26 protein-coding genes are annotated in these 23,551 nt (G+C 42.4%); 6 read left to right on the forward strand and 20 right to left on the reverse strand.

Annotation, left to right across the window (positions count from 1 at the left end; all coding sequences use genetic code 11):
- Window positions 1-4 precede the first annotated feature (4 nt).
- Window positions 5-862 carry a 7-carboxy-7-deazaguanine synthase QueE gene (locus ATH1_RS0109115; RefSeq protein WP_010420469.1) on the reverse strand — a complete coding sequence of 286 codons (858 nt, stop codon included), beginning with the start codon at window positions 860-862 and terminating at the stop codon, window positions 5-7.
- The gene (queC, locus tag ATH1_RS0109120) at window positions 859-1,533 is read right to left on the reverse strand and encodes a 7-cyano-7-deazaguanine synthase QueC (protein WP_010420472.1); all 675 of its coding nucleotides are present in this window, start codon (window positions 1,531-1,533) and stop codon (window positions 859-861) included. Before queC ends, ATH1_RS0109115 begins: the two co-directional genes overlap by 4 nt.
- Before the next feature lie 314 nt (window positions 1,534-1,847).
- Between queC and ATH1_RS0109125 the strand changes: the two genes are divergently transcribed.
- Together ATH1_RS0109125 and ATH1_RS0109130 are read left to right on the forward strand one after the other, a co-directional pair.
- Window positions 1,848-2,981: an acyloxyacyl hydrolase gene (locus tag ATH1_RS0109125; RefSeq protein WP_029164054.1), complete on the forward strand. Its 1,134-nt coding sequence runs from the start codon at window positions 1,848-1,850 to the stop codon at window positions 2,979-2,981.
- Window positions 2,978-3,733, forward strand: coding sequence for a head GIN domain-containing protein (locus ATH1_RS0109130; RefSeq protein ID WP_010420491.1), 756 nt, complete (start codon window positions 2,978-2,980; stop codon window positions 3,731-3,733). The genes ATH1_RS0109125 and ATH1_RS0109130 overlap by 4 nt, the downstream gene beginning before the upstream one ends.
- A gap of 10 nt (window positions 3,734-3,743) precedes the next feature.
- Here the strand turns inward: ATH1_RS0109130 and ATH1_RS0109135 are convergent, their stop codons facing one another.
- From ATH1_RS0109135 to ATH1_RS0109155, 5 genes are all read right to left on the reverse strand, one after another.
- Window positions 3,744-4,184 carry an RrF2 family transcriptional regulator gene (locus tag ATH1_RS0109135; protein WP_010420493.1) on the reverse strand — a complete coding sequence of 147 codons (441 nt, stop codon included), beginning with the start codon at window positions 4,182-4,184 and terminating at the stop codon, window positions 3,744-3,746.
- A gap of 13 nt (window positions 4,185-4,197) precedes the next feature.
- Entirely contained in the window at window positions 4,198-4,890 is a 693-nt protein-coding gene (locus ATH1_RS0109140; RefSeq protein ID WP_010420495.1) for a YceI family protein, read from the reverse strand.
- Window positions 4,891-4,923: 33 nt separating this feature from the next.
- Complete coding sequence (locus ATH1_RS0109145) at window positions 4,924-6,189, reverse strand: hypothetical protein (RefSeq protein ID WP_010420499.1); 1,266 nt, start codon at window positions 6,187-6,189, stop codon at window positions 4,924-4,926.
- 191 nt (window positions 6,190-6,380) lie between these two features.
- On the reverse strand, window positions 6,381-6,956 hold the full coding sequence (locus ATH1_RS0109150; RefSeq protein WP_010420501.1) for a YceI family protein: 576 nt from the start codon (window positions 6,954-6,956) through the stop codon (window positions 6,381-6,383).
- A 586-nt stretch (window positions 6,957-7,542) separates the two neighbouring features.
- On the reverse strand, window positions 7,543-8,481 hold the full coding sequence (locus tag ATH1_RS0109155; RefSeq protein WP_010420508.1) for a diacylglycerol/lipid kinase family protein: 939 nt from the start codon (window positions 8,479-8,481) through the stop codon (window positions 7,543-7,545).
- A gap of 171 nt (window positions 8,482-8,652) precedes the next feature.
- On the opposite strand from ATH1_RS0109155, the gene ATH1_RS0109160 reads away from it, so the two are divergent.
- Together ATH1_RS0109160 and ATH1_RS0109165 are read left to right on the forward strand one after the other, a co-directional pair.
- Window positions 8,653-9,345: a phosphatase PAP2 family protein gene (locus tag ATH1_RS0109160; RefSeq protein ID WP_010420513.1), complete on the forward strand. Its 693-nt coding sequence runs from the start codon at window positions 8,653-8,655 to the stop codon at window positions 9,343-9,345.
- 585 nt (window positions 9,346-9,930) lie between these two features.
- Window positions 9,931-10,200 (forward strand): hypothetical protein, encoded by a 270-nt coding sequence (locus ATH1_RS0109165; RefSeq protein WP_010420515.1) that lies wholly within the window; start codon window positions 9,931-9,933, stop codon window positions 10,198-10,200.
- Between the two features lie 84 nt (window positions 10,201-10,284).
- On the opposite strand, the gene ATH1_RS21620 is transcribed toward ATH1_RS0109165, so the two are convergent.
- Together ATH1_RS21620 and ATH1_RS0109170 are read right to left on the reverse strand one after the other, a co-directional pair.
- A complete protein-coding gene (locus tag ATH1_RS21620; RefSeq protein WP_162096783.1) occupies window positions 10,285-10,506 on the reverse strand; it encodes a hypothetical protein in 222 nt (73 codons plus the stop codon).
- A gap of 421 nt (window positions 10,507-10,927) precedes the next feature.
- Window positions 10,928-11,689 carry a nucleotidyltransferase family protein gene (locus ATH1_RS0109170; RefSeq protein WP_010420516.1) on the reverse strand — a complete coding sequence of 254 codons (762 nt, stop codon included), beginning with the start codon at window positions 11,687-11,689 and terminating at the stop codon, window positions 10,928-10,930.
- Between ATH1_RS0109170 and ATH1_RS21425 the strand changes: the two genes are divergently transcribed.
- Window positions 11,688-11,861, forward strand: a complete 174-nt coding sequence (locus ATH1_RS21425; protein ID WP_010420517.1) for a hypothetical protein — start codon at window positions 11,688-11,690, stop codon at window positions 11,859-11,861. The two genes, ATH1_RS0109170 and ATH1_RS21425, sit on opposite strands and share 2 nt — an antisense overlap.
- An 82-nt stretch (window positions 11,862-11,943) precedes the next feature.
- Here ATH1_RS21425 and mnhG read toward each other — a convergent pair whose 3' ends face one another.
- From mnhG to ATH1_RS0109220, 9 genes are all read right to left on the reverse strand, one after another.
- Entirely contained in the window at window positions 11,944-12,255 is a 312-nt protein-coding gene (gene mnhG / locus ATH1_RS0109180) for a monovalent cation/H(+) antiporter subunit G (RefSeq protein ID WP_010420518.1), read from the reverse strand.
- Entirely contained in the window at window positions 12,252-12,539 is a 288-nt protein-coding gene (locus tag ATH1_RS0109185; protein ID WP_010420527.1) for an MrpF/PhaF family protein, read from the reverse strand. Before ATH1_RS0109185 ends, mnhG begins: the two co-directional genes overlap by 4 nt.
- 2 nt (window positions 12,540-12,541) lie before the next feature.
- Window positions 12,542-12,859, reverse strand: a complete 318-nt coding sequence (locus tag ATH1_RS0109190) for a Na+/H+ antiporter subunit E (RefSeq protein ID WP_010420528.1) — start codon at window positions 12,857-12,859, stop codon at window positions 12,542-12,544.
- Between the two features lie 111 nt (window positions 12,860-12,970).
- On the reverse strand, window positions 12,971-14,473 hold the full coding sequence (locus ATH1_RS0109195; protein ID WP_010420530.1) for a proton-conducting transporter transmembrane domain-containing protein: 1,503 nt from the start codon (window positions 14,471-14,473) through the stop codon (window positions 12,971-12,973).
- Complete coding sequence (locus tag ATH1_RS0109200) at window positions 14,470-14,823, reverse strand: sodium:proton antiporter (RefSeq protein WP_010420533.1); 354 nt, start codon at window positions 14,821-14,823, stop codon at window positions 14,470-14,472. The genes ATH1_RS0109195 and ATH1_RS0109200 overlap by 4 nt, the downstream gene beginning before the upstream one ends.
- 1 nt (window position 14,824) lies before the next feature.
- Window positions 14,825-15,229, reverse strand: coding sequence for an MnhB domain-containing protein (locus ATH1_RS0109205; protein ID WP_010420535.1), 405 nt, complete (start codon window positions 15,227-15,229; stop codon window positions 14,825-14,827).
- Window positions 15,226-17,559, reverse strand: coding sequence for a hydrogen gas-evolving membrane-bound hydrogenase subunit E (gene mbhE, locus ATH1_RS0109210; RefSeq protein ID WP_010420537.1), 2,334 nt, complete (start codon window positions 17,557-17,559; stop codon window positions 15,226-15,228). The genes ATH1_RS0109205 and mbhE overlap by 4 nt, the downstream gene beginning before the upstream one ends.
- Before the next feature lie 284 nt (window positions 17,560-17,843).
- Complete coding sequence (locus ATH1_RS0109215; protein ID WP_010420538.1) at window positions 17,844-19,289, reverse strand: RapZ C-terminal domain-containing protein; 1,446 nt, start codon at window positions 19,287-19,289, stop codon at window positions 17,844-17,846.
- A gap of 864 nt (window positions 19,290-20,153) precedes the next feature.
- Window positions 20,154-20,858: a DUF554 domain-containing protein gene (locus ATH1_RS0109220; protein WP_010420539.1), complete on the reverse strand. Its 705-nt coding sequence runs from the start codon at window positions 20,856-20,858 to the stop codon at window positions 20,154-20,156.
- Window positions 20,859-21,192: 334 nt separating this feature from the next.
- Here ATH1_RS0109220 and ATH1_RS0109225 point away from each other — a divergent pair, with 334 nt between their 5' ends.
- Window positions 21,193-21,744 (forward strand): hypothetical protein, encoded by a 552-nt coding sequence (locus ATH1_RS0109225; RefSeq protein WP_010420540.1) that lies wholly within the window; start codon window positions 21,193-21,195, stop codon window positions 21,742-21,744.
- Here the strand turns inward: ATH1_RS0109225 and ATH1_RS0109230 are convergent.
- A complete protein-coding gene (locus ATH1_RS0109230) occupies window positions 21,741-22,592 on the reverse strand; it encodes an N-acetylmuramoyl-L-alanine amidase (RefSeq protein ID WP_010420541.1) in 852 nt (283 codons plus the stop codon). The two genes, ATH1_RS0109225 and ATH1_RS0109230, sit on opposite strands and share 4 nt — an antisense overlap.
- A complete protein-coding gene (locus ATH1_RS0109235) occupies window positions 22,589-23,095 on the reverse strand; it encodes a holin family protein (RefSeq protein WP_010420542.1) in 507 nt (168 codons plus the stop codon). Before ATH1_RS0109235 ends, ATH1_RS0109230 begins: the two co-directional genes overlap by 4 nt.
- Window positions 23,096-23,551 lie beyond the last annotated feature (456 nt).

The following is a 23,551-nucleotide window of genomic DNA, read 5'->3' on the forward strand; positions in this document are numbered from 1 at the left end:
ATATTTATACCCCTGCTTTTGAGCCGAACAGATCAATATGCAGACGCGGAGCATAACGCCAACCGTTGCTTATGGCCATTTTCAGTACCATAAGCGACGTGGTTTTTAATTCTTCTTTTGTAGCTCCGAGAGGCATCAGTAAAATATCATCGGGCCTCCAGTGTGTCAGGTGGGCGAGAAATTCATTTTTTATTTCAACGTAATCGTTGTGCCGGCCTACAACAAATTTAAGCTGAAAGTCTTTTTTATTTTTTCGGGAATAGTCGATGAATTTTTGGATGACCTCTGTGTTTCTTCGTTTTTGGGCATGATATGAAAGAGGCCCGGAAGGCTTTAATTGGTACCACTCTCTTTTTGCGGGAGAGGGATTGGAGTTGGAAAGCTTTGGTGAGAGGCTGAACAAATCGATATATTGGGCAACATCTTCGGCAAATAAGGTTCCATTGGTTTCAACGGTCAGGTGCAGGTTCAGCTCTTCTTTCAGTCGCCGGCACAAAGGTGCCAGTGCTTTGTGCTGGAGCAGGGGTTCTCCTCCTGTAATAACGACATGTTTTACACTTCTGGTGTTTTGTTTTACAAGATCGAAAACTTCACCGGCTTCGGGCTGACGCTCCTGTTCTGCTTCAAATGAAGCATAAGGTGTATCGCACCGGCAGAAAGAACCGTCGGGAAGTGTCCAGATGCATCTCAGGTTACACCCTGCCAGGCGAACAAATATTGAGGGAACTCCGGCCAGTTTTCCTTCGCCCTGAATGGTACCGGGAATGCCCAGATTCGTAGCAGGTGATTCTGTTATCGGGTGTCCGTATCTGTCATTCGTAACCGGGAACACACCTTCGTTTGCCAATACCAATTTACTCATATTCTCATCGCTTTGTCTTCCACACCGGCTTCGGCAAAGGCTTTGGCTCTTAAAAGGCAGCTGTCGCAGGTGCCGCAGGGTTTTTCACCGCCCCGATAGCAGCTCCATGTCATTTCAAAAGGGACATTAAGCTGCTCCCCCAGTTTTATTTCTTCAGCCTTGGTTTTATGAATAAAAGGTGCATGAACGCGAATGGGGAGATTTTTCTCCGCACCCATAACCGTCCCTTTGTTGATTGCCGTCTCCATGGCTTCTATAAATGTTTGGCGACAATCCACATATCCTGAATAGTCAACCTGACTTACGCCAATAAATATATCTCTGGCTCCGATGGCTTCGGCATACGATGCCGCCACAGAAAGAAATATCATGTTGCGGGCGGGCACATAGGTAACCGGGATGTCATTTCGGTTTATATCTCCATCTTCTACCTCAAGCGACGGATCGGTAAGCGAAGAGCCGCCCCATTGGCTGAGTTTCATAGAAACGACCTGATGCTCTTTTACGTTTGCTTTTTTGGCAATGGCTTTTGCAGCATCGAGTTCCCGTGAATGACGTTGCCCGTAATCAAAAGAAAGCGCGTACAGATCGAATCCCCGCGATTTGGCAAGATACAGGGTAACGGTACTGTCCAATCCGCCCGATAATAAAACAACAGCTTTTTTGTTCATTTTCCATAAAGTTTCGAGGACAGCCGATTATAGAAAAGATCATCCTGGAACCAGAAGCAACAAAACCCGGGGAATGAACATTGAGAAATTGCAAAACGCGATATCCGATGAGATTGTCGTCAGGTGACGCAGGCATCATGAAAGGCATTTTTGCACATGTTTGGACATGGCCCATAGTTTTGTTTATAGACAGGATGGTTTCGAACTGTCTTCTTTATTTTCGGTACAAAGATACTAAAACCGGAACTTCTTTGTTTATGGTTATAAGCAAAATGTGCATTTTTGCAGTTAAAATAACAGAAAAGGTCATTAAAGTGAAGGACAACATTCTTTTTGCTATTATTGTATTCTCTTTTTTTACGGAATCTGTAACCCGGGCCCAGCAAATACAGCCGGAGGTTGGAATGCCGCCCAATCAGAAGCACGTTACGGTGTTGTATCATCACGGCATTGTAATACCACATCATGCCAATATGATCTATTTCATTGATGACTTTTCCCGTGGTATGGAGGTGAATTATGGCTTGTGGCGGTTCGACCGTGAAGGTTGGCAGCAATATTATAATTACCCGGAGGTGGGTGTCGGCTTTTTTTATAATTCCTATGGCAACCCTGATATCTACGGTCAGGGAATGGCTCTTTATCCCTATCTGCATTTTCCCATTGTTCGTACGTCCAAATTTACGATTAAAAACAAGGTGGCAATGGGGCTGGGATATACCAATACCCCTTTCGATTACAAAGAAAATCCATGGAACCAGATTTTTGGTGCACGCCTGAATATTTATGTTGGATTCGGCCTTTATACGGGCTACAGAATATTTGATCATTGGTCGGTTTATGGGTCGGCATCGTTTAACCACATGTCGAATGGAGCTGTCAGGAAACCCAATAATGGTATTAATACACTGACTTTCAGTCTCGGTACCAGGTACCATTTTCTCAGGGACCATTTGCCCGAACTGAAGAAACGTGAAGCTCCCCGCACTAACAAGAGAGATATTCAGATATTTTTGAATTACGGACGTAGTCAGGCCAGCGAATATAATTTCAACATCTACTCATCCGGGAGTCTGACCATAAATCATTTGTGGTACCGCTCGGTAAAATCGGCATGGAGTGCAGGAATTGATGCTATATATTTTGGCGCTGCTCCTTATGCTTATCCTGAAAATAATGAATACATTCCTCACGATAAAAGGATGTTTTATGGTGTTTTTGGAGGGAGGCACTGGCTAATGGGAAATACATCATTGTTTGTTCAACTGGGCGTTTATGTATATTCCTATATTGATCCGCCCCAGCCTGTTTATCCCAGAGTTGGCATACGGCATCAGATTACCGACCGATGGATGTTCAATTTTAGTTTAAAAGCCAGTTTTTTCCGTTCGGAATTTATGGAATTTGGTATTGGTTACAGGATTCCGTATAAAAGCAATACGTTATGAAACGAACAGGTTATATATTTATCGGATTTATTGGTTTGTTTCTGTCGACGTCGGGATGCAATTATACAGATGCGTTATTGAAAGACGGCAAGATGACAGAAAAAGAATTGACCGTGAAAGCATTCGACCGGGTGGTGATAGAAACCTCGGTGCGTCTTGTCCTTGCCAATGGGCCGGAATATGCTGCGCGTGCAAAGGGACTTGATTTTATTCTGTCACGACTGGAGCTTGAGCAGAATGGCAAAACATTGGTTATAGATTCGGACGGGATGATAGGTTTTCGTAAAAAACAGATGCCGGAACTCATTCTTTCATCGCCTGAATTAAAACGTATCACTTCCAATTTTCCGGCCGAAATTACCACTCTCGATACACTTCATATTGAGCAACTCTCTATTGTTGTTAACGGGAGAGGAACTTTTACGCAGTGTGATATGCTTGTGGACGCCGGACAAATTTCTCTTTCGGTATATGGAAGCAATGCCGGTAATCATATTTTCCGGGGCAAAGCCGGTAAATTACACGTGGTTGTCGAAGGACTCTCGAGTGTGGATGCGTCAGAACTGGAAGCAAAAGAGGTCAGATATGTTCAGCGATCGGTGAATGACGGGTATTTGTGGGCTACTGAGAAGTTATTCGTGAATATGTCGTCTTCCGGCAATATTTTTTATTATGGTAATCCCGACACGACCATCCAAATGGGAGAACCTTTATATGAAGTGGAACTGGGAGAAGTGATTCACCTTAAGTAATGCCTGCCTTTTAATTGACTTCTATCCCTTCCTTTTTCTCGAGTTCAACCTGTTGGTCAAGTAACTGTTGCAAAGTTTTCGATTTTAAGTAATCAACAATCATATCATTCAGGCCTTCCCAGAACACTTTCGCGGCACAACTGGCTTCTCTGTCGCACTTGTAGGTCATCGTCAGGCAGTCAATGATGCAAATTCCAGGCTCAAAGGCATTGTTAATGTCCAGGATGGTTATTTCAGAAGCCGGTTTGGTCAGTATATAACCGCTTTTTTTGCCTTTAACATTAGTGATAAGGCCGGCCACTTTAAGTGCATAAATGATGTGGTCGAGGTATTTATTGGAAAGATTTTGCCGTTCGGCAATTTCTTTTTGATAGATACCGTTGTGGTCTGTTTCGCGGGCAATTTCGATCATTGCCCTGAGACCGTATCTTGTTTTGGTGTTGAATTTCAAAATGGATTTGTTTTTAATGATCTAAAGTCAACCCAAAGTTAATAAAAACTTCATTGTTTACCTTTACCATTCCCATAAATTTGGTTGGTGGTTCCAGACCAAAATCTTTCAGGTCGATGTCTACTTTGCCCCTGATGTGCAACTTTTTATCCCGGCATTCTTCTATGTATCCCGGAATTTTATAGGTATGTGTCCGGCCTGCAAGTCCTATTTTGATTTTCGGGACAATGGTTGACGGGGGGCCGGCCGGAAGTCTTATGTTATCAAAGAAGATGGTAATATCGATATAAGGATATTCGTTGGCTTTGATGAATTTAAGAAAGTCCTTATACATCATTGGGTTGGAAGGTTCAAAATTGTGAGCCGGGATTTTTATGGTCAGCGTTTCCTGCGTCTTTTCTTCTTTTTTATAAGGGGTCGTTTTTTCGTTAAGATTCTGAACAAAATGAAAATGGTTGACATTGGTTGAACCGTCAATTTTTATGTAGTCGTCACACCCTTTTGTCTCGACAGGGGTATGGTGCGGTTGTTCCATTTCGGGCATCGGTTGCCCCTGAAAGGGCAGAATTCCCAAAAAACAGAAAACCGCAGCCAGCAAAACAAATCGTCCTTTACTCCCGGACTGTCCAAATGACATGTAAAATCCGGAATGATACTGCCTTTGTTTTACGGGCCACGGTTTCTGATGGTGGAAATTTCTATACATAAATTAAATTACTGTTTTTTAGCTGTTTAGTCATTAAAAGCTTATGACCGCCTCCAGCATGAGCCCGTTAAATTCCCCTTCGTGCAGGATATTGTCTGTGGCAAAACCGTCGTAAGTCTGGCTGACATATTCTGCTTTGGCCAATATGTTTTTGGTCATAAACCAGCCGCCACCGAGTTGAAGACGATTAATGTCGACGTCTTCACCATTAATGGTCTCACCAGACACTGTGTTGTAGCGTGTTCCTAAATAGAAGTTTTCGTTGTTCCCGAAGCGGTAGAGCAACTCGGCAGAATATTGATTAAATTTCCTGTCGGATTCCTCAGCATCGGCTTTACCTTTTGCTTGTTCGATGACGCCAAAAAATTCAAGGCCTTTATATTTAACGAAAGGATTAAACATCAAGGCGGTCAGTTCGTTACTGAAGCCCGGGTTCCATCTTCCTGAGCGGAAGTTACCCGAAGAAGTGGCATCGGGATCTTCCATAACAAAGTAATAGCGCGAACCGGCGCGGTCGCCACTGTAGAGGTATGTTTCGGCACTCTCTGCGGTGGTATATACCGAACCGGTGAGTCTTAGCCTGAAATCGTCATTGAGGTAATTGTCGTATCCCAGCTTTGCCAGGAATGAGGGCTTTGTTTCGCCGGGGTAAGTAACCGATTGGTTCAGCTTTCCGTTGGTAAGTCCTACCATACCAATGAATCCGTTCTTACGGTAATATACTTCTCCGCCAACCTCTGTTGTAAAACCATCCATGATCAGGTTCCCAACGAAGGGATTGAATAATGCCTGGGCATTGTCCGACCTTCGGAAATGGGCATCACCATAGTTGTTTTCCATGTGCCCGACACGAATGGTAACATATTGCATAAGATTCTCCATAAAGCCTTCGCGTACAAAATCCAGTTTGTCGATCTGAAAATACCCTCCTTTTACATAGGGGTCGGTATGGTGACGCGATGAGAGGTAGGTGCGCAGGTGCATCCTGACGCCGTCATACAATTCTACATCAAGGTCGAGATTGGCTGTTGCCAGATTGAAGTTATTCCCAATTTCAATCAGATCTGCGTTACCTGAATTTTCATGGTCAAGTGCCTGAAACTGCAGCGTAGATGCACCGCCTATGCGCACTTTGAGTCCGTCAAAATCGTCGGTGGTGTCTTTGGGAGCTTCAAATTCACTAACGCCTCTTTTGTCGGGGAAACGATAATTATTCAGGTCACGACTTCCCTGGGCTGATAAATTAACCCCTGGGATGATTAGTAGCGTAACTGCCAAATATAAAAACTGTTTTTTCATAATGGATACTTCGTTTTTAGTGAGTATTGATTTTAGGAGGAATTATTGAGTGCAGTCTAAAAAGCCTTTTGACCCCTAAATCCCCTAAAGGGGACTTTTTCAAACTGCTGATTTTTAGCAGTTCCCCTTTAGGGGTCAGGGGGTAAAAATGGTAAAAATCAGCAGTTTGAAGGCTTTTTATACTGCACTCATTATTTTAATGTCAGATTAAAATTTATTGTTACTTCGTCGGCTGTCTTAATCGTTCCAAACATGACAGTGGGAGGTTCTACATCGAAATCAGTCATTTTTAGAGTTGTTTCACCCGATACAGAAACCTCCTTTTGAGGACTGATATTTGCATTTAAGGCTATTTCGATGGGTTTGGTCTCGCCCGCAATGGTCAGGTTTCCGACAATGGTGTAATGTCCGTTCCGGTTGCCTGCTATTTCCAGGTTTCCGGTTTGTTCAAATTTTATTTCGGGATGTTTCTCCGCCTTTAAAGCCTCATGGGCTTTGTTTCTCATCATGGATTTTTCGCTTGACAAATCATTGGCATTTGCAGAAAACCGGGCTTCTGAAATAATGTAACTGCCATTGTCCCTGTTTTCCAGTTGTGCAGTAGCATCAAACGTTGTCATATCCATTTCCCAGTCGTGCAGGGTTGAGGTACCGGATGCTTTTACGGAGTTATTATCTCCTGTGAGCTTTATGTTTTGACCGGTTAGAAGTTGTGGTACGATGAATAATGCCAGTATCAGCTCATTCTTTAATATTGATTTTATCATGTTCAAAAAGTTTTTAATATTAATCCTATCACAAAAGTAGCAAAAATTTAATGATACCAAAACAGGGCTGATACTAAAAGATTTTTTTTCAAACGTTTCTTTAATAGTCGGTCTGTAAATCTTTTTATGGGTTTTTAGTTTATGAGTGCAGTATAAAAAGCATATTTTTGTCAAAATCAAGGCGTTTTAAATTTTTGTACCGGAGTTAACTTGTTGTTAATGAGGATGCAAAAATTTAAAACAACAAAGAGTTTGGCAACAAAGATGCTTTTTAGATTGGGCTCAGTTTATAAATGAGAAATATCCACGCCGAAAAGCACATGAAACGGGCATGACAATGATTGACATAATGGATCGTCAGATTTTCAGATAATAGTAACCTATAGACAGAAGTTTAACAGGCAGAAGTAATAAATTTTGTTGAAAAGGATTTTTCAGCTTATAGTGAAAGGATTTATATTGCTTTGTCGTCAGGGAGGACAGATTGTAAGATGAGAGAAGGAAAATTTCCACACGACAAAGCAGGTAACACACTTAAGTATCTGGATTACAATTTTTTTGTTTTGCGCAAGATTAACAAAAAAAGTCAAATTCCCGGCGGGAACAACTCCATCAGGGGCTGAAGAATATTGGGGGTTTGCTGCAGGTGCACCGGGGGAACAATAACTTTAAGAGCAAGTGGTAATATTTGAATATGAGCTTCTTTGCCCAAATGGACGGGTTCGCCATCGACATGCCCGAGCAACGGCTTGTCGTGTTGTATGGTGATGTCGCGTGCTTTTATTATTTTGTCGTATTTGCTTTTATCGATAGATTGGTCAACAAGGCTGATCAGCAGAGCTGGTGCTGTATATTTCGGAAAATCTTTGATGAGACAAACATCGATGAGACCATCGTCGATAAGTGCACCGGGGGCAATATGAAAATTATTTCCATACTGACTTGAATTGGCAAAACTGATGAGGAACGCGTTAACATCAATTTTGTGACGATCAATGTCCAGAGAATAATTTTCCGATTTGTATTTGGGAAACTCTTTGGAAATTAATTGCATATAAGCCAGTGGGCCCCGTTTTTTTTTGCCGGCAAATTTATGACTGATATAGGCATCAAAGCCAATGCCGGCAACATTCAGTGAGAAAAACTCATTAATTTTGATGACATCAATGGATTTGACAGCGCCCTCCCGTATTACTTCGAGCGCTTTGTTGACCTTGAAAGGCATTTGAAGAAAACGCGCCAGTCCGTTACCTGAACCGGTGGGGATAATTCCGAGGGCTGTAGAGGAATGAATCAGGCCACGACCTACCTCGTTGACGGTTCCGTCACCACCAACGGCAACTACAATATCATATTTTCCTGCGGCGTCTGCGCTTATTTTAAATGCATCTCCGGATTTCCCTGAGTATGCAATTTCAAAATTCAAACCTGAAGGCTTTGTTTCCTGCCTCAGTACTTTCTCAATGTCCTTCTGCCGGCCAATACCCGACACAGGGTTTATGATATATAAAACACTTCTGCTCATCCTCCTCGGTTATTTAAAAACATGTAAAGTTACACATATATTTTTTGCAGCGATATATTTTGCCGACTTTAGGGACAGACCCTGATTAACTCTTTAGCTGTAGATGTGAGGGCACATTAGTGCTTCAAATTGTAAAATTTTTATTTTCTTTGAAGAAAAAACCATGAAGCCATGGAAACGTTAATACAACTCGATCAGGAATTATTATTATATCTCAACTCATTTACATCACCGCTATTCGATAACTTTTTCTGGGTGGTGACCAGCAAAAGTATCTGGTTCCCGATGTATGCCTTCTTCCTTTATGTCATATTCCGTAACCAGGGGGTTAAGGGAATTATTACTGTTCTTGCCCTGGCATTGATGGTATTACTCTGCGATCAGATTTCTACAAATATTTTTAAAGAAGGTTTTGAACGTCTTCGTCCGTCACACGATCCGTCAATCCAGGGACTGGTTGACCTGATAAACGGGAAACGTGGCGGGAAATATGGTTTTGTATCGTCGCATGCTACCAACTCTTTTGGTCTTGCAGTTTTTTCTATATTGCTGTTCAGATATCGCTGGTATACTGTTTTTATTCTTTTTTGGGCTGCATTGAACAGTTATTCCAGGATATATATGGGTGTTCATTATCCCGGCGACATCCTGGGTGGAATGATTCTTGGGTCTCTCATCGGTTGGTTTGTTTACTGGCTGTATAAAAAGGTTTCGGCACGTTTTTCTCCTGGCAGTGAGGCTATATATCCGCTTTCAAAGCATCAGGATTTTTCGGTTGCTTCGGTTCAGACCATTATTATATCCGGAATCCTCACGATTATCGTTGTCTATATTTCTTCGGTTTTATTGCTTGATCTTATGTAGCCGGAGTTTAGCCTTTCGTAATTTCTAATCTACTGACAAACAGTATATTATCGGTGGTTATTCATGTAGAAGTATAATAATTGTTAAAACCTATAGTTTTGTTGTTAATTCTGTTTTAAATCTGTGGTTTTTTCATTATTTTTATATCACATGAGTGCGGTATACAAAGCATATTTTTGTCAAAATCAACGTGTTTTAAATTTTTGTACCGGAGTTGACTCGTTGTTAATGAGAATTCATCCGTATAAAATTTATTATTAAGGTCGGATGGAACTCGCATGCAAGAACTAATACATGTTCTTATTGTGGCAAATTTTACCATGCTCGTTTCATCTTACATTTAATAAGTTGTTACGGCTGTTAGAATTGTTAAAGTTGTTAATATTGTTTAGGTATTAGTATTTAGAATGTTATAAGTTTTATTACATTAGTTAACAATCTATCGATCCTAACAATTTAATGATCTATCTATGGCAAATCTTGTCATGTTCGTTTCAAAAATTTAAAACAACAATGAGTTTGGCAACAAAGATGCTTTTTATAGCGGGCTTGTCATATCAATAACCTCAAAAAACTTTTTCAGTTATGAGTACAACGATAACATTTAATCAGCTCCGGAGGATAAAGGATAGTCTTCCGGAGGGAAGCATGAGATGCATCGCCGAAACGTTAAACCTCGACGTAGAAACAGTGAGAAATTATTTCGGAGGGGCCAACTACGATCGGGGTAAAAGCATAGGAATTCACCTGGAACAAGGCCCGGATGGAGGAATTGTTGAATTGGACGACACCACCATTCTCGACATGGCCAGGGAAATTTTAGAAGGAAGAAGGGAAGTGCACATGACAAATTAATTTGACGCCTTACCATATCTGGTAGGGTTTTATTATAATATGTTGAACCATAAGGGTGTTTTCGGGTCAGGAAACACCCTTTTTTTAAGTAAGCAGGATAATTCGATGGTTGTTTTCGGAGATGGTTGTTCTTGCAGCGAATGCAGGTGGCGCCTGGTCACCTATGGGTGATGTGACTACTATATACCGGCAGGAGAGTTTCTCTCTGTCAAGAAAACAAATGCTGACTTTGTCTTTGCCTTCAAATATTGATTCCGGTATGAAATGACCGTGCTTTTGATGATTTCGCAATGCTGGCAACGACATTTTTGAACGGAGATACATATTGAAACGAGCATGACAACGTTTTGCCACAATCAGAACATGTATAACACCATTTAACCTCTAATCATCTAAGAAACCAAAAACAGAGAACAGATTCTTCGTCGTGCCTCCTCAGAATGACATTTGACAGTCTGTCATTCTGAGCGGATCGAAGAATCTAAAAAAGCAAACAAATTAAAATGTGATTTTTATTGATGTCAATAAAAATAATCTGTGTTCATTTGTGGCATCTGTGGTGAACTCTCAACCTCAACCTCAGCCTCAACCTCAGCCTCAACCTCAACCTTAACCTTAGCTGCCTGTCATTCTGAGCGGAGCGAAGAATCTAAAATCAATTAAAGCATAATAAGTTGCATCATTCCAATAACTTAGACTTATTTTATACTGATGAAAAAGGGGGAGATTATAGCTTGGCACTGATTAGTTTATGACGCTCTTCTTCGGGCAGTTCCCTGACTTTTTTCCTTGTATTTTCCAGCTTTTCAGGTGTGCCGATATCAAACCAGATGTCATTTTTTGTTTCATAACCTTTTATAATATGTTCCGATCCCAGCCTCAGATAAAGCTGCATGATCGGGAATACACCCCTTTCCCTGATAAGGTTAAAAATTTCCGGGCTGACGATGTGCACTCCCTGGAACCCGAAAGGCAGGGTGGGGGAGGCAGACCGTATCATTATTTTTTCACCTGTTTTGGTGTTTTCCCGTCCGCAGAGTATCATGTTTTTATCAAAGAGCAAATATCTTGAAGTTGGCCGGTCTTTAACCATTAATGATACCAATGGCTTTTCTTCTTCGTGGAAACGCATGAACGAATTGAGATCGGTTGAGGTAATGATATCGACGTTGTACAGTACCACAGGAGTATTGGCATCGAACAGGCTTCGGGCTTTGAGCAGTCCGCCACCGGTATCAAGCAACTGGTCTTTTTCGTCTGAAATTAATATTTCCATTCCCGAAGTTTTGTAATTGTTCAGGAAATCGACAACCTGCCGGTGATGATGATGGATATTCACAACGGTTTTTGTGATGCCTGCGTTTTCAAGTTTTTTTAAAGCGATTTCGAGCATGGTGAACCCGTTTATTTCGACGAGTGCTTTGGGCTTGTTATTGGTCAGCGGTCGAAGGCGGGAGCCAAGGCCGGCTGCGAATATCATTGCGTTCATGTGCTTAGAGTTGGTTTCTGAGTTTTCCGTTTTGGGCTACGTGTTTCGTGTTTTGCGTTTCGTGTTTTGGGCTACGTATATCCTGAAGCGTCAGCCTTATCCTTATCCTTATCCTTATCCTTATCCTTATCCTTATCCTTATCCTTATCCTTATCCTTATCCTTATCCTTAACCTCAACCTTATCCTTAACCTCAGCCTCAGCCTCAGCCTCAACCTCAATTGATCACTGATAATTGATAAATGTGCTAATCCTTCATTCCGCTTCGTCAGTCGTTCCGGGGATACCGATGCTGCGTGCTGCCCGGGCAATAACATGGGCGGCAACGGGAGAGAGGAACACCAGAACACCAAAAATGATGGCCGATTCGAACAAAACAAACCAGTCGCGGAACAGCAGGTTGACCCCGATCAGCAAAAGCAATAGTCCCAGTGATGATACTTTGGTGACTACGTGCATTCTGGCATAAAGGTTTTTAAAACGCCATATTCCAATGGAGGCAATAAGTACCACCAGGGAGCTGAACAGCATAATAATGCCTGCTATTATATCTATTATATCTGTCATCGTTCTTTGTTTTGTTTGTATAAATACCTTGCAATGATCATAGAACCAAAGGCCAGAATGAAAGCGATCACCAAAACCACATCGAGGAGTAGTTTTTCACGAGTGTAAATCACATCACATATCATCATCCCGACAATGATAACGCCTATCTGGTCAAGGGCTACCACCCGGTCGGGAAGTGACGGCCCCTTAAACAGCCGGAAGAGCGGAAAAATCAGGCTGAGCGAAAAAATGTACAATGCGGTCAGTGCTGTGTATTCCAGAAAAACAGATGAGTTTTCCATTGTTAAAAAGCTTTATAGAGTAAACGTTCAATCTTTCCGGTTACTGCCAGGAAGTTATCCCGGTCGCTGCGGTTGAGCAGGTGTACAAGTATGGTGTCATTTTCTTCATTGATATCAATACTCATTGAGCCGGGTGTCATGCTGATAAGGTTGAACAACATGACCACTCTCCAACCTTTTTTGAGTGATGTATGGTATTTGATGAGTATGCCTTTGTCGCCCCGGCTGCCACGAGCTATTTGTATCGCAATGGCCAGACCCGATTCCGTTACTTTATAGGCATAGTAGATGAAGAAATAAAGAAAATATAACGGCTTCATTGGGTAGATTGTTAGATTGTTAGATTGTTAGACTGTTAGGTTGTTAGGCTGTTAGATTGTTAGATGTTATAATATTCATTTGGTCCTTTGTAAAAGCCATTAAATCAATGCTTAATTTAGTACAAAATCAATATACAATTGTGGGTTCATCAGGCTTTCGGCTGCCAGGGTGCAATATTCGACGATGGGTGTGGCAAACACACCGCCCAAAATAATGATAAGGGCCATTCCTCCCGAAGACCATGTCATCCAGGCTGAACTATGTTTTAGATCAGCCTCGTAGGTTAGTTTTCTTTGTTTTATTTTTTTATTTTCAGGTTCGGCCTTCCAGAACACTTCCATCCAGATTTTGACCATTGAAAACAATGTAAAAAAACCGACAAAAAGCGCAACAAGAGCAATGCCCATATATTTGGCTTCAATTCCGGCTTTAATCAGCAGGTATTTTCCGATGAAACCACTCAGGGGAGGTAACCCGGCCAGGCTGAAGGCCGAAATAAAGAAAAACGCTGCCCAGAGCGGGTGTTCTTTGTAGAAATTACCCAGTGTTTTCAGGTTAAGGGTTCCTTTCCGGGTATGCACGTAACCTGCTACCAGGAAGGCATTGGTTTTGGATATCATGTTATGGGCCAGGAAATAGATGGCTCCTGCCAGTCCTGCCACAGTAAAAAGGCCGAGTCCCATCACTGCGTAACCCACCTGGCTGATGATGTGAAACGACAGTATTTTGCGGAAATCGAACTGCGATGTGGCGGTAATGACTCCTATCACCATGCTTAGTCCTGCGACCCATAAAATCAAAGGCTGCCAGAAATCGTTGTGCTGATGCAAAAAGAGCGTGTAGAATCTGATGAGCGAATAGATGCCTACTTTGGTAAGTAATCCGGCAAACAAGGCTGTTACTACGGGTGGAGGGGTATGATACGATGCAGGAAGCCAGAAGAAGAAAGGCACCAGTGCCCCTTTTATGGCAAAGCCCACGAATATCAGTATGAATGAAGGATTGATCTCGGGTGGCATGGTATCAAATTCCATTAGTTTGGCGGCAATATCGGCCATATTAAGAGTCCCAAGCTTGCCGTAAAGTAATCCAATGCCGGCCACAAAAAAGAAGGATGATATGAGATTGAGGATAAGATATTTGACCGAACCTTCGAGCTGGTTACGTTCCCCGCCATGGCTCATTAGGATAAAGGAGGCCATGAGCATGACTTCGAACCACACATAGAGGTTAAAGACATCGCCGGCCAGAAAGCTGCCGTTGACACCCATCAGTATACCGAAGGCAAAAAGATAAAAGCCGAAACTTTTGCGTTTGACGTCGAGGGCATGCACCGAAAAGGCCATGGTTGCCAGAAAGACAATGGCAGCCACCAGCACCATCATGGCACTGAAACGATCGGCCACCAGTGTTATTCCGTATGGCGCCGGCCAATTGCCCATCTGAACCTTTAGCATTCCTGCACTCCCGGTTTCCAGAACCAGGATAACTGAAACTGCTAAATTAAGAGCGGCTGCTCCTACTGCTACATATTCCCGCCCGTGAAAGTGGCGGAAAAGAAAAGCAAAGATCATAAATGCCATCGGCAGAAAAACGGGTAACGATACTATCATTTTTGGTCGGTCTTACTAAGTTGGTCCAAATCGTGGGTTCCTGTCTTTTCAAAATACTTGTATTTCAGAGCGAGGATGTATGCAGAAATACCAAGACTGATGACGATAGCTGTTAGTACCAGTGCCTGGGGTAGCGGATCGGTCATGGTTTCAAGCGACGCTTTCTCAGCCTGTTCTCCAATAAAGCTGATCCCGTTTCGCTGAATCCCTCCCGACAGGAAGATGATCAGGTTCGTTGCATTGCTGAGAACGAATACACCCAGTATCAGCTTAACAATACTTCTTCGCAGCAGCAGGTAAACACCGCATGCATATAAAAATCCTATAAATATTGCTATTATGAGTTCCATTTTAATTTAACACGTCCATTATGTTGGTTATTATTGATACTATCATGCCGGTAACCAGAACAAACACACCGGTGTCGAACAAAAGTGGCGTTCCGATATGAATGTTGCCTATCGATAACCAAAGGCCGGTGAGTGGCGGATTCCCGGAGAATGTTGGGATAATGGCTGCCAGAAATGCCAGGAGCAATCCCGTCCCGATGATATAGCGCGGGTTGGTATGCAGTTTTTTCAGGACGGCTTCGGAACCAAACACTATGGCATAAAACAGGAAGCCTGCCGCAGCTATGATGCCGGCAATAAAACCACCACCGGGGCGATTGTGTCCCCGTATCAGAAGAAAGATGGCAAAACCTGCCATCACATATAAAAACAGGTTGGCAATTCGTTCAAGAATCAAATTCTTCATTGTTTTTTCCCTTTTTTATTTAAATCCAGCTGCAGCAATGTAAATACACCGGCTGCAGCTAATGCCAGTACAGTGATTTCTCCCAGTGTGTCAAGCGCTCTGAAATCGACTAGTATCACGTTAACAATATTGCGGCCGTGCCCTTCCAGAAAACTGTTTTGGGCAAAAAATCCGGATACAGGCTCCTCTAAATTGACAAACCGTCCTTTCAGCACTACCAGGGTGACCATCACGCCGACACCCGTCGCTATGATGGCATCCCTTATTCTTGTTCTTTTATCGGACAATTTGGCAAAATGAGGCAGATGGTAAATGACCATCACAAAAATGACCATTACGATGGTTTCGACCAGGAACTGGGTAATGGCAAGATCGACAGCCCCGTAGAACATGTAAAATACCGAGATGCCATATCCCAGTACTCCCAGAGATATAATGGCTGAGAGACGTGAACGGGTAAATACCGCGAAGATGACGGCTAAGAGGGAGAATGCAAGAACCATGACCACGTGCATTCTTACAGGACCGGCTTCATCGGAAGGAATCCAGGGGCCTTTGAGCCTGATGAGCTGGTATATTACCAGGGCAAACGTGACGGTGAAAAAAGTGATGAGGTAATACCTGTGATAACCATGCTGAATACGGTTTGTTTGCCGGCTTGCAAGCCTGAGGTAATTCGTTATTAACCGGTTAAAGAGCTCGGGCAAATGGTATTGGTCGGTCCATCGAATGATGGTGTTGACCAGCCTTCCGATAGGTTTTCTGAACAGGAAAATAACCACTCCCATGGCGACAGTAAAAATGCTCAACAGTAATACCTGATTAAAGCCATGCCATAGAGACAAATGTACATCTATGGTTTCTGATTGTATGAAGTACATGGCATTCGACATGGTATTTTCCAGCCATCCCGGGAAAATGCCGAGTACGAGGCCCACAAGTGCCAGAGCAACCGGGCCTGCCAGAAAATTACCAGGTAGTTTGTGTTCGGGGTGTTTAAGGGAAACCGGTTGTTTGTTTTTCGGTTTTAGAAATATTTCATAGAAAACCAACAACGAAATGGCTACCATCATCATATTGGCTGCCACTCCAAGCGGAATAACCAGCCACGAGAATTCCGGCATCTGTATTTTAGCATCGTAGATCAGTTCCTTCCCGATAAAACCCAGCATGGGAGGGAGGCCCGACATGCTCAGAAGGGCAAGTATTCCCGCTATACTGGTGACGGGCATCGATCTCAGAAGGCCGGACAGTTTGTCTATATCACGTGTCCCCGTATTTTTTTCGATGATACCGGCCATCATGAAAAGACCACCCTTGTAGAGTCCGTGTACAATAAAGAAAATCAGGGCGGCCTGTATGGATGCCGTGCTGTTCATGCCTATCAGCAAAACCATTGTTCCCAGAGCACTAATGGTAGTAAAGGCAAGGATGCGTTTCAGGTCTTTTTGCCCCAGTGAGTAAAAGGCGCCCAGGAACATAGTGATGCCGCCGGTAAGTACAAAAACGGTTTTCCAGACGACTGTTCCCCCAAGAATGGGATTGAGCCTGAGCAGAAGAAAAATACCGGCGTTGACCATCGTTGCCGAGTGGAGGTAAGCGCTCACCGGCGTAGGCGCATTCATGGCGCCCGGAAGCCAGAAATGAAACGGAAATTGTGCCGATTTGGTGGTTACTGCCACGAAAATTAAAAGAAAAACCAGGTAGTAATTGGAATGGGCACCAAACCTGAATCCGCGGGTATATAATTCACTCAGGCTGTATGTTCCGGCCATGTCGCCGATCATGATTACGGCAAAAAGCAGGCACAATCCCCCGAAAGCTGTCAGTAAAAGTGCCTGTAAAGCTGCCTGACGGGGTTTTTCTTTGTCGTGGTCGAATCCAATCAAAAAGAACGAAGTAATGCTTGTAATTTCCCAGAAAATGAATAATACCATCAGGTTATCGGCAAATACAAGTCCCAACATGCCTCCCATAAACAAAACCAGGAAGAAATAGAATTTGGTGCGACCTGCATATTGGGCCATGTAAAATGAAGAATAGCCAAGTACAAGTCCGCCAATACCACTTACCATCATCCCAAAGATCAGGCTGAGACCATCGATACGAAAGGAGAAACCCATTTCCGGCAGAAAACCAAATCCTGTCTCTACCAACTTTGAGGTGTCATCGGGAAGGGTGAAGAAAATAATGGTGAGCGTGGCAAACAATGCAAAAGGGACAAGCGCCAAAATTCGTCCGGTATAGCTTTTAAACAAGCGGCGAAGGAAAGGAACCATCAGTCCCATTAAAAAAATCAGTCCTGTAAGTACTACTGTCAGTTGTTCCATACGGGAAACTTAATAAATCGTCAAATTTGATCGGTTTATGTGTTTTGAGTTCAGAGTTTTGGGTTTCGTTACGGGGTTCTTTGTTGTTTGGTGCATCGTCTTTGCGTGAGAGTATTCGGGAGTGTTCAGAAAAGTGTGTCATGCCTTTTTATATGGGTACATTGCTCCACTCTTCTCACCTTTCTACCCTTCTACCACTTTCAGTGTCAACACCCACTGGAAGGGTTCAGCTCCATGCCCCGTGCCCCATTTTTACGATTCAACTCTTCTACCTTTCCCCCCTTTCAACTCTTTCCCTCTTCCTTCGGCCATGTCGGCATCTCCTGATGTTTCAGTTCCACATTGACGGGATAGTGTTTACGCAGATACCCGGCCAGTTTTTCAGCGCAATATACGGAGCGGTGCTGTCCTCCCGTACAACCAAAATTGAACATTAAATGTTTAAAATTTTGTTCCAAATATTTTTTCACCGATTGGTCGGCAAGAGCTAAAACACTTTCTAAAAATGTTTCCATTTCTTTTTCTCTTTCGAAAAAGGCGATGACATCGGGGTGACGTCCGGTTTTGTCTTTATATTCTTCATATTTTCCGGGATTGTTAATGCACCGGCAATCGAACACAAAGCCGCCACCGTGACCCGAGGTGTCGACCGGTATTCCCCGGCGGTATGAAAAGCTGGTGATGAGGACTGTTAAATTCGCCGTATTGCCAACCTCCTGCAGTTTCTCCGATTGTGTAATCTTACGTAAAGCATCGGTCAGGGCCGGCAGTTCCATGGAAAAGTTAACTTTATCAAGAAGGTATTTCAGGTTTTCGATGGCAAAGGGGATGCTTTTCAGGAAATGCTCCTTCTTTTCGTAAAATCCACGAAACCCGTAGGCTCCCATTGCCTGCATGATGCGAATCAAAACATATCCGTAAAAATAGTCTCTGAACTCTTTTTCGTTGACCTCAATTTTTTGTCTGAGTACCGATATGTAGTATTCCAGTAATTCCTCACGAACAGTGGTTGGAAGATCGGCTTTGGCGTCAAAAAGGAGAGAGGCAAGGTCGTATTGAAGAGCTCCGCGCCGTCCGCCCTGATAATCGATAAACGCGGGCCCCTGGTCGGTTACCATAATATTGCGCGACTGAAAATCGCGGTATAGAAAATATTCGCTGTCGGCCTGTTGGAGGTAATCGGCAAATTTATGATAATCGTCTTCGAGAAGCTGTTCATCAAAAGGAACACCCGCCAGTTTCAGGAAATAGTATTTGAAGTAGTGCAAATCCCAGAGCATCGACTGTTTATCGAAACTGTGACGGGGGTAGCAGAGTGAAAAGTCGAGTCCTTTTACACCTTCTACCTGGAAAACTACCAGATTATCAATAACCCGTTTGTAAAAATCGACAATATTTGACGGCACTGATCTGCCCGACCGGGTGTTGGAAAGCCAGTCGTAGAGCGTAGTATTTCCAAAATCCTCCAACAGATAATATTCTTCCGATTCGTCAACCAGATAAATTTCGGGGACGCTCAGGCCAAGTGCTTTAAAATGCCTGCTGAATGCAATGAAAGCACGGTTTTCTTTTACATTTTTGTTGACTGCACCCAGCGCATAACGATTGGGCCCGGCAATGCGATAATAGGTGCGCTCCGATCCCGATGGAGGAAGTGGCGAGATGCTTTCGACGGGCTCGCGGGCCCACTCTTTAAACAATTTTTTGAGTTGATATTGGCTTCCTTTCAATGTCCTTTGGTTTTTTCTGATTATTCTATCAAAACAGATTACTGGATTTCAGACCGCGCATTATAATTTTAGCTCATTGAAAACTTTTCATCAGTATAAAATTAGTCTAAGTTATTGGAATGATGCAATTTATTATGCTTTAATTGATTTTAGATTCTTCGCTCCGCTCAGAATGACAGGCAGCTAAGGTTAAGGTTGAGGCTAAGGTTAAGGTTAAGGTTGAGGCTAAGGTTAAGGTTAAGGTTGAGGCTAAGGCTAAGGTTAAGGTTGAGGTTGAGGCTGAGAGTTCAGCCACAGGTTGACGTTCAGAGTTCAACACAGATTATTTTTATTAACATCAATAAAAATCACATTTTAGTCTGTTTGCTTTTTTTAAATTCTCCCCCTTCGTCAGAATGACAAAGGGCCTCTTGTCATTCTGAGGAGGTAACCACGAAGAATCTGTTCCCTGTTTTTGGTTTCTTTGATGATTAGAGGTTAAATGGTGTTATACATGTTCTGTTGTGGAAAAACGTTGTCATGCTTTTTTCATCTTAAATCTTAAATCTAAAAATCTGATAATCTATTAAGACAAACCTTGCCATGCTCGTTTCATCAATATAAATATTTTTTCTTTATACGGGCAAACTGTGGTGTTGCAGGGGTTGGTAAAAAAAGCTAAAACGCAAAGACGTATGTTGTGTTTATAATTCACACTACTGGCTACTGACTAAAAACTAATGACTAAATTACTTATATCTAAAAATCTAACGCTCTATAATACCAATTTCCAATATTCGACTTCTAACCTATAATCTCAAACTTCTGCCTTCTGCCTGTCAAACTTCTGCCTGTCGGCTTTTTTATCCATTTGTTCCGGTTAGCTTAGAACAAAGCAAACGGGAAAATAGCAGCATATTTCATCCAGGCAAAGAGAACCACAAAAAGCAGCGAGGGTAAAAGATCGGTTACCTTAATTTTTGCCACATTCAGGATATTCAGGCCCAGGCCGATCAGTAATATGCCTCCTGTGGCCGTCAATTCGTTTACAACCGACTGTGCAAAAAAATTGCCCAGCCACATGGACAGTAAGGTGATGCCTCCCTGGTAAATAAGCAGCGGTATTACCGAGAACAAAACACCTATCCCCATGGCCGCTGCCAGTGCCATTGAAGAAAATCCATCGAGTACCGATTTGGTGATGAGCAACTCAGGCCCGTTGCCAATGCCTTCTTCAATGGCCCCCAGAATGGTGAGCGATCCCATGCAGAACAACAGAAATGAAGTGATCAGTCCTTCGGTAAATCTTTCATCCTTGAAATGAAGCCGGTGTTTGAGGCGCTCCGACAGACGGCCCATCTTTTCTTCCAGTTTCAGGGCGCCCCCTGTAATGCCTCCAAAAAGCAGCGATAAAACGACCACAAGTATCCATTGACTTTCGAGGAACATGGAAACGCCCAATCCTATCGTGAAAAGACCAATGCCTTGAAATACGACTGTTACAACTCTTCGGGGCAGACGGTGCCGGAAAATGACCCCCAGAACACTTCCGGCAACAACGGTTCCTACATTTACAAGGGTTCCTATCATGGGCTGCTTTCTTTAATGCCCTGCAAAAATAAGATACACAGGGTTAAGAAAAAAGAAAAAAAAGGAAAATCGGTCGGGTATGGGGCTTCGAGTCATTTATAATTCAGGTTTTTTTTATTATATGAGTGCGGTATAAAAAGCATATTTTTGTCAAATTTATTATTTTTGAGTTCGTTGAAAAGTTTTAACCGGTCTCGTTTTTTTTAAGCAGAAGAGGCGACGAAATTCTTGATGTATTGTGGATACAGTGATAAGGTCGTATTTGATTGCATATCATCAATTTTAAAAAATACAATAAAAATAATTTTTGCCAAATTTCACTAATGTAACAATTATGAAAGAAACCATGAAAGAAATCATGAAAGAGATGATTAGAATATATATTATTGGATTCTTATCTGTTTCGATTTTGTATGTGATTCTCAAATTATCAATTGATTTATTACTACTCAATGAGGAATTGATTGATTCGGTTGAACGAATTATTGAGTTATTACTTTTCGCTCTGGTATTCACATTATTCCAGGGATTTATAATAATTCAGTTCTTAAAGCCAAAAATTTCACTTCTTACTTCTGACTCGCCAATTGAGAAAAGATTTGGTAATGTTGAAGAAGAGGTCAGTATAAATAAACAATTTGATTTTGAGAAATTTGTCAAATCATTAAAAAATGATTTTGTAATAACCTATTCCGATAAAAATATTATTAAAATCAGGGATAAGTTCAAATTTTGGAGCTGGGGAGCAGCAGCAATGATTAGTATTGATAAAGAGAACAATACCTTAAAAATTAATTCATTCCCTCTTAACGGCACACCTGGTACAAAGGCAACTATCGATAAAAAATCAAGAAAATTAATTGAGAAAAGCATAACAAAAATTTAAACCTCTTTTACCCATCGTTGGCTGACCCAACCCTGAAGTTCGACCTTTATACGGAGCCAGCCGTTTTTTTCTTCAATGATTTTGAGCTTTGTGCCCTTGGGCAGCGGGTCGGAAGCAAGCCGGCCATTTGTCGATGGTTCCTTTCTGATGTTTAAATAATCGGCCGAAACAACGCCATAGTTGATTGCATGGTATTCTACATTGTCATCAGGCTTTGATGATTCATCATCTTTGCGGCCGGTGAGGACTCTGTTTATGATTTTTTGAAGCGGGAATGCCGGACCCGGGTCTGTTTTACGGCCTCGTGATACATCTTCATGTCCTACAATTTCTTTGATGGGGTAATTCTCTTTCAGCAAAAGGCAGAGCGTTTCAACCACTTCGATTTGTTTTTCGGTAAAAGCTTCCCATGCTTGTTCCTTGTCGCCGTATTTGTGGGGGGCGAGTACGACCTGGCTATTGTCCACACGCTTGCCGAAATTTGAGTAATAACCGTCGGCACGTTTTTCCAGCAGTCCCGCATTATCAATCTCAATTCCAATGCTGTAACGGTTTAACCCCGAGCGTCCTCTCCATTCGCTGATCCCTGCATGCCAGGCTTTAATATTGAACGGTACCAGCTGAACAATTTCACCTTTTTTGCCTATGATTACATGGGTAGAAGCTTTTGAAGCCGGATTTTTGAGCCAGTTGACAGATGAGTCGAGGGAACTACCCGCGGTATAGTGTATCACGATGGTATCGGGCAACCCTTCTGAAAATGCATCAGAATGGTTCGGAGAAGCATCGAAAGATACCGGAATAACATTGTCGTCCGTATTCAGAATATGTTTTTTAATTGTTATCATCCTTCAGCAATTTTGGATTTATCGATTTTGCCGGCATTCGAACCCGTCATTATACGGGTGGCCCTGTTGGAAGCTCCCATCTTTTCTGCTGAACGTCCTACGCCATATATGCCCACAACTGTTCCCCATGCCCACCAAAATTCGACAGGCAGCGATATTTGGGGTATTTTACCGGATGGTGTGCCGGCAATGAGTGCTATAACGGGCACCAACACATGAACAATAAAAATAAAGAGCAGTCCGCCGTAAATAATCGATGGACGCGCCCTTTTGGTAAAGGCGTCGCCCTGTGCCATTTCTGATTTAATGATATCGGCCCTGGATTCCAGTTCGGTACGATATGTTTCCTCCAGCTCTTTTTCCTTCTGCATGAGCAGACTTTGCATCTCTAATTTGAATTGCTGTTTCTCTTCTTTTGAGAGAGAGGATTTGTCGATTATGCCTCCAACGCTTTCGACTACGTCAGACAGACTGCCACTGAAAATTTTGGATAGGATTGACATATTTGAAATTTTTGATGTGAAAATAAAAAGTGATTCGAATGGATAAAATTAAATGAAAGACTGAAAAAAATCAAGCATATTTTGTTAACCAAATAGTCCGTTAAAAAAAGCCAAAACACAGAGACGCAATGACACAAGGTTTTTATTATGAGGGAGTTGTGATTTGTTCCATTAATTGTTTAAACAATTAATTACCACACATCAGTAAAAGTTTATCGGAGTATTGTAAAGTGCCGGTTGCTGTGTTACGCTCGTCCGAAAATTATTCATCCCGAAGTAGCTTTTGTAAGGTTTATAAATAAAAAACCAACAAAAGCACATTCGGGACTCGGTTTTTGGCTGCTTCGCAAGCCTAGCAACCGACACTTTCTGAACAGACACATGATTTGATACAACTTTTCCCTACTTTATAGACTGGCACTAATTATAGAATTTGTACCTTTAGTTCAAATTAAG

This window comes from Anaerophaga thermohalophila DSM 12881, assembly GCF_000191885.1.
Lineage (GTDB): Bacteria > Bacteroidota > Bacteroidia > Bacteroidales > Marinilabiliaceae > Anaerophaga > Anaerophaga thermohalophila.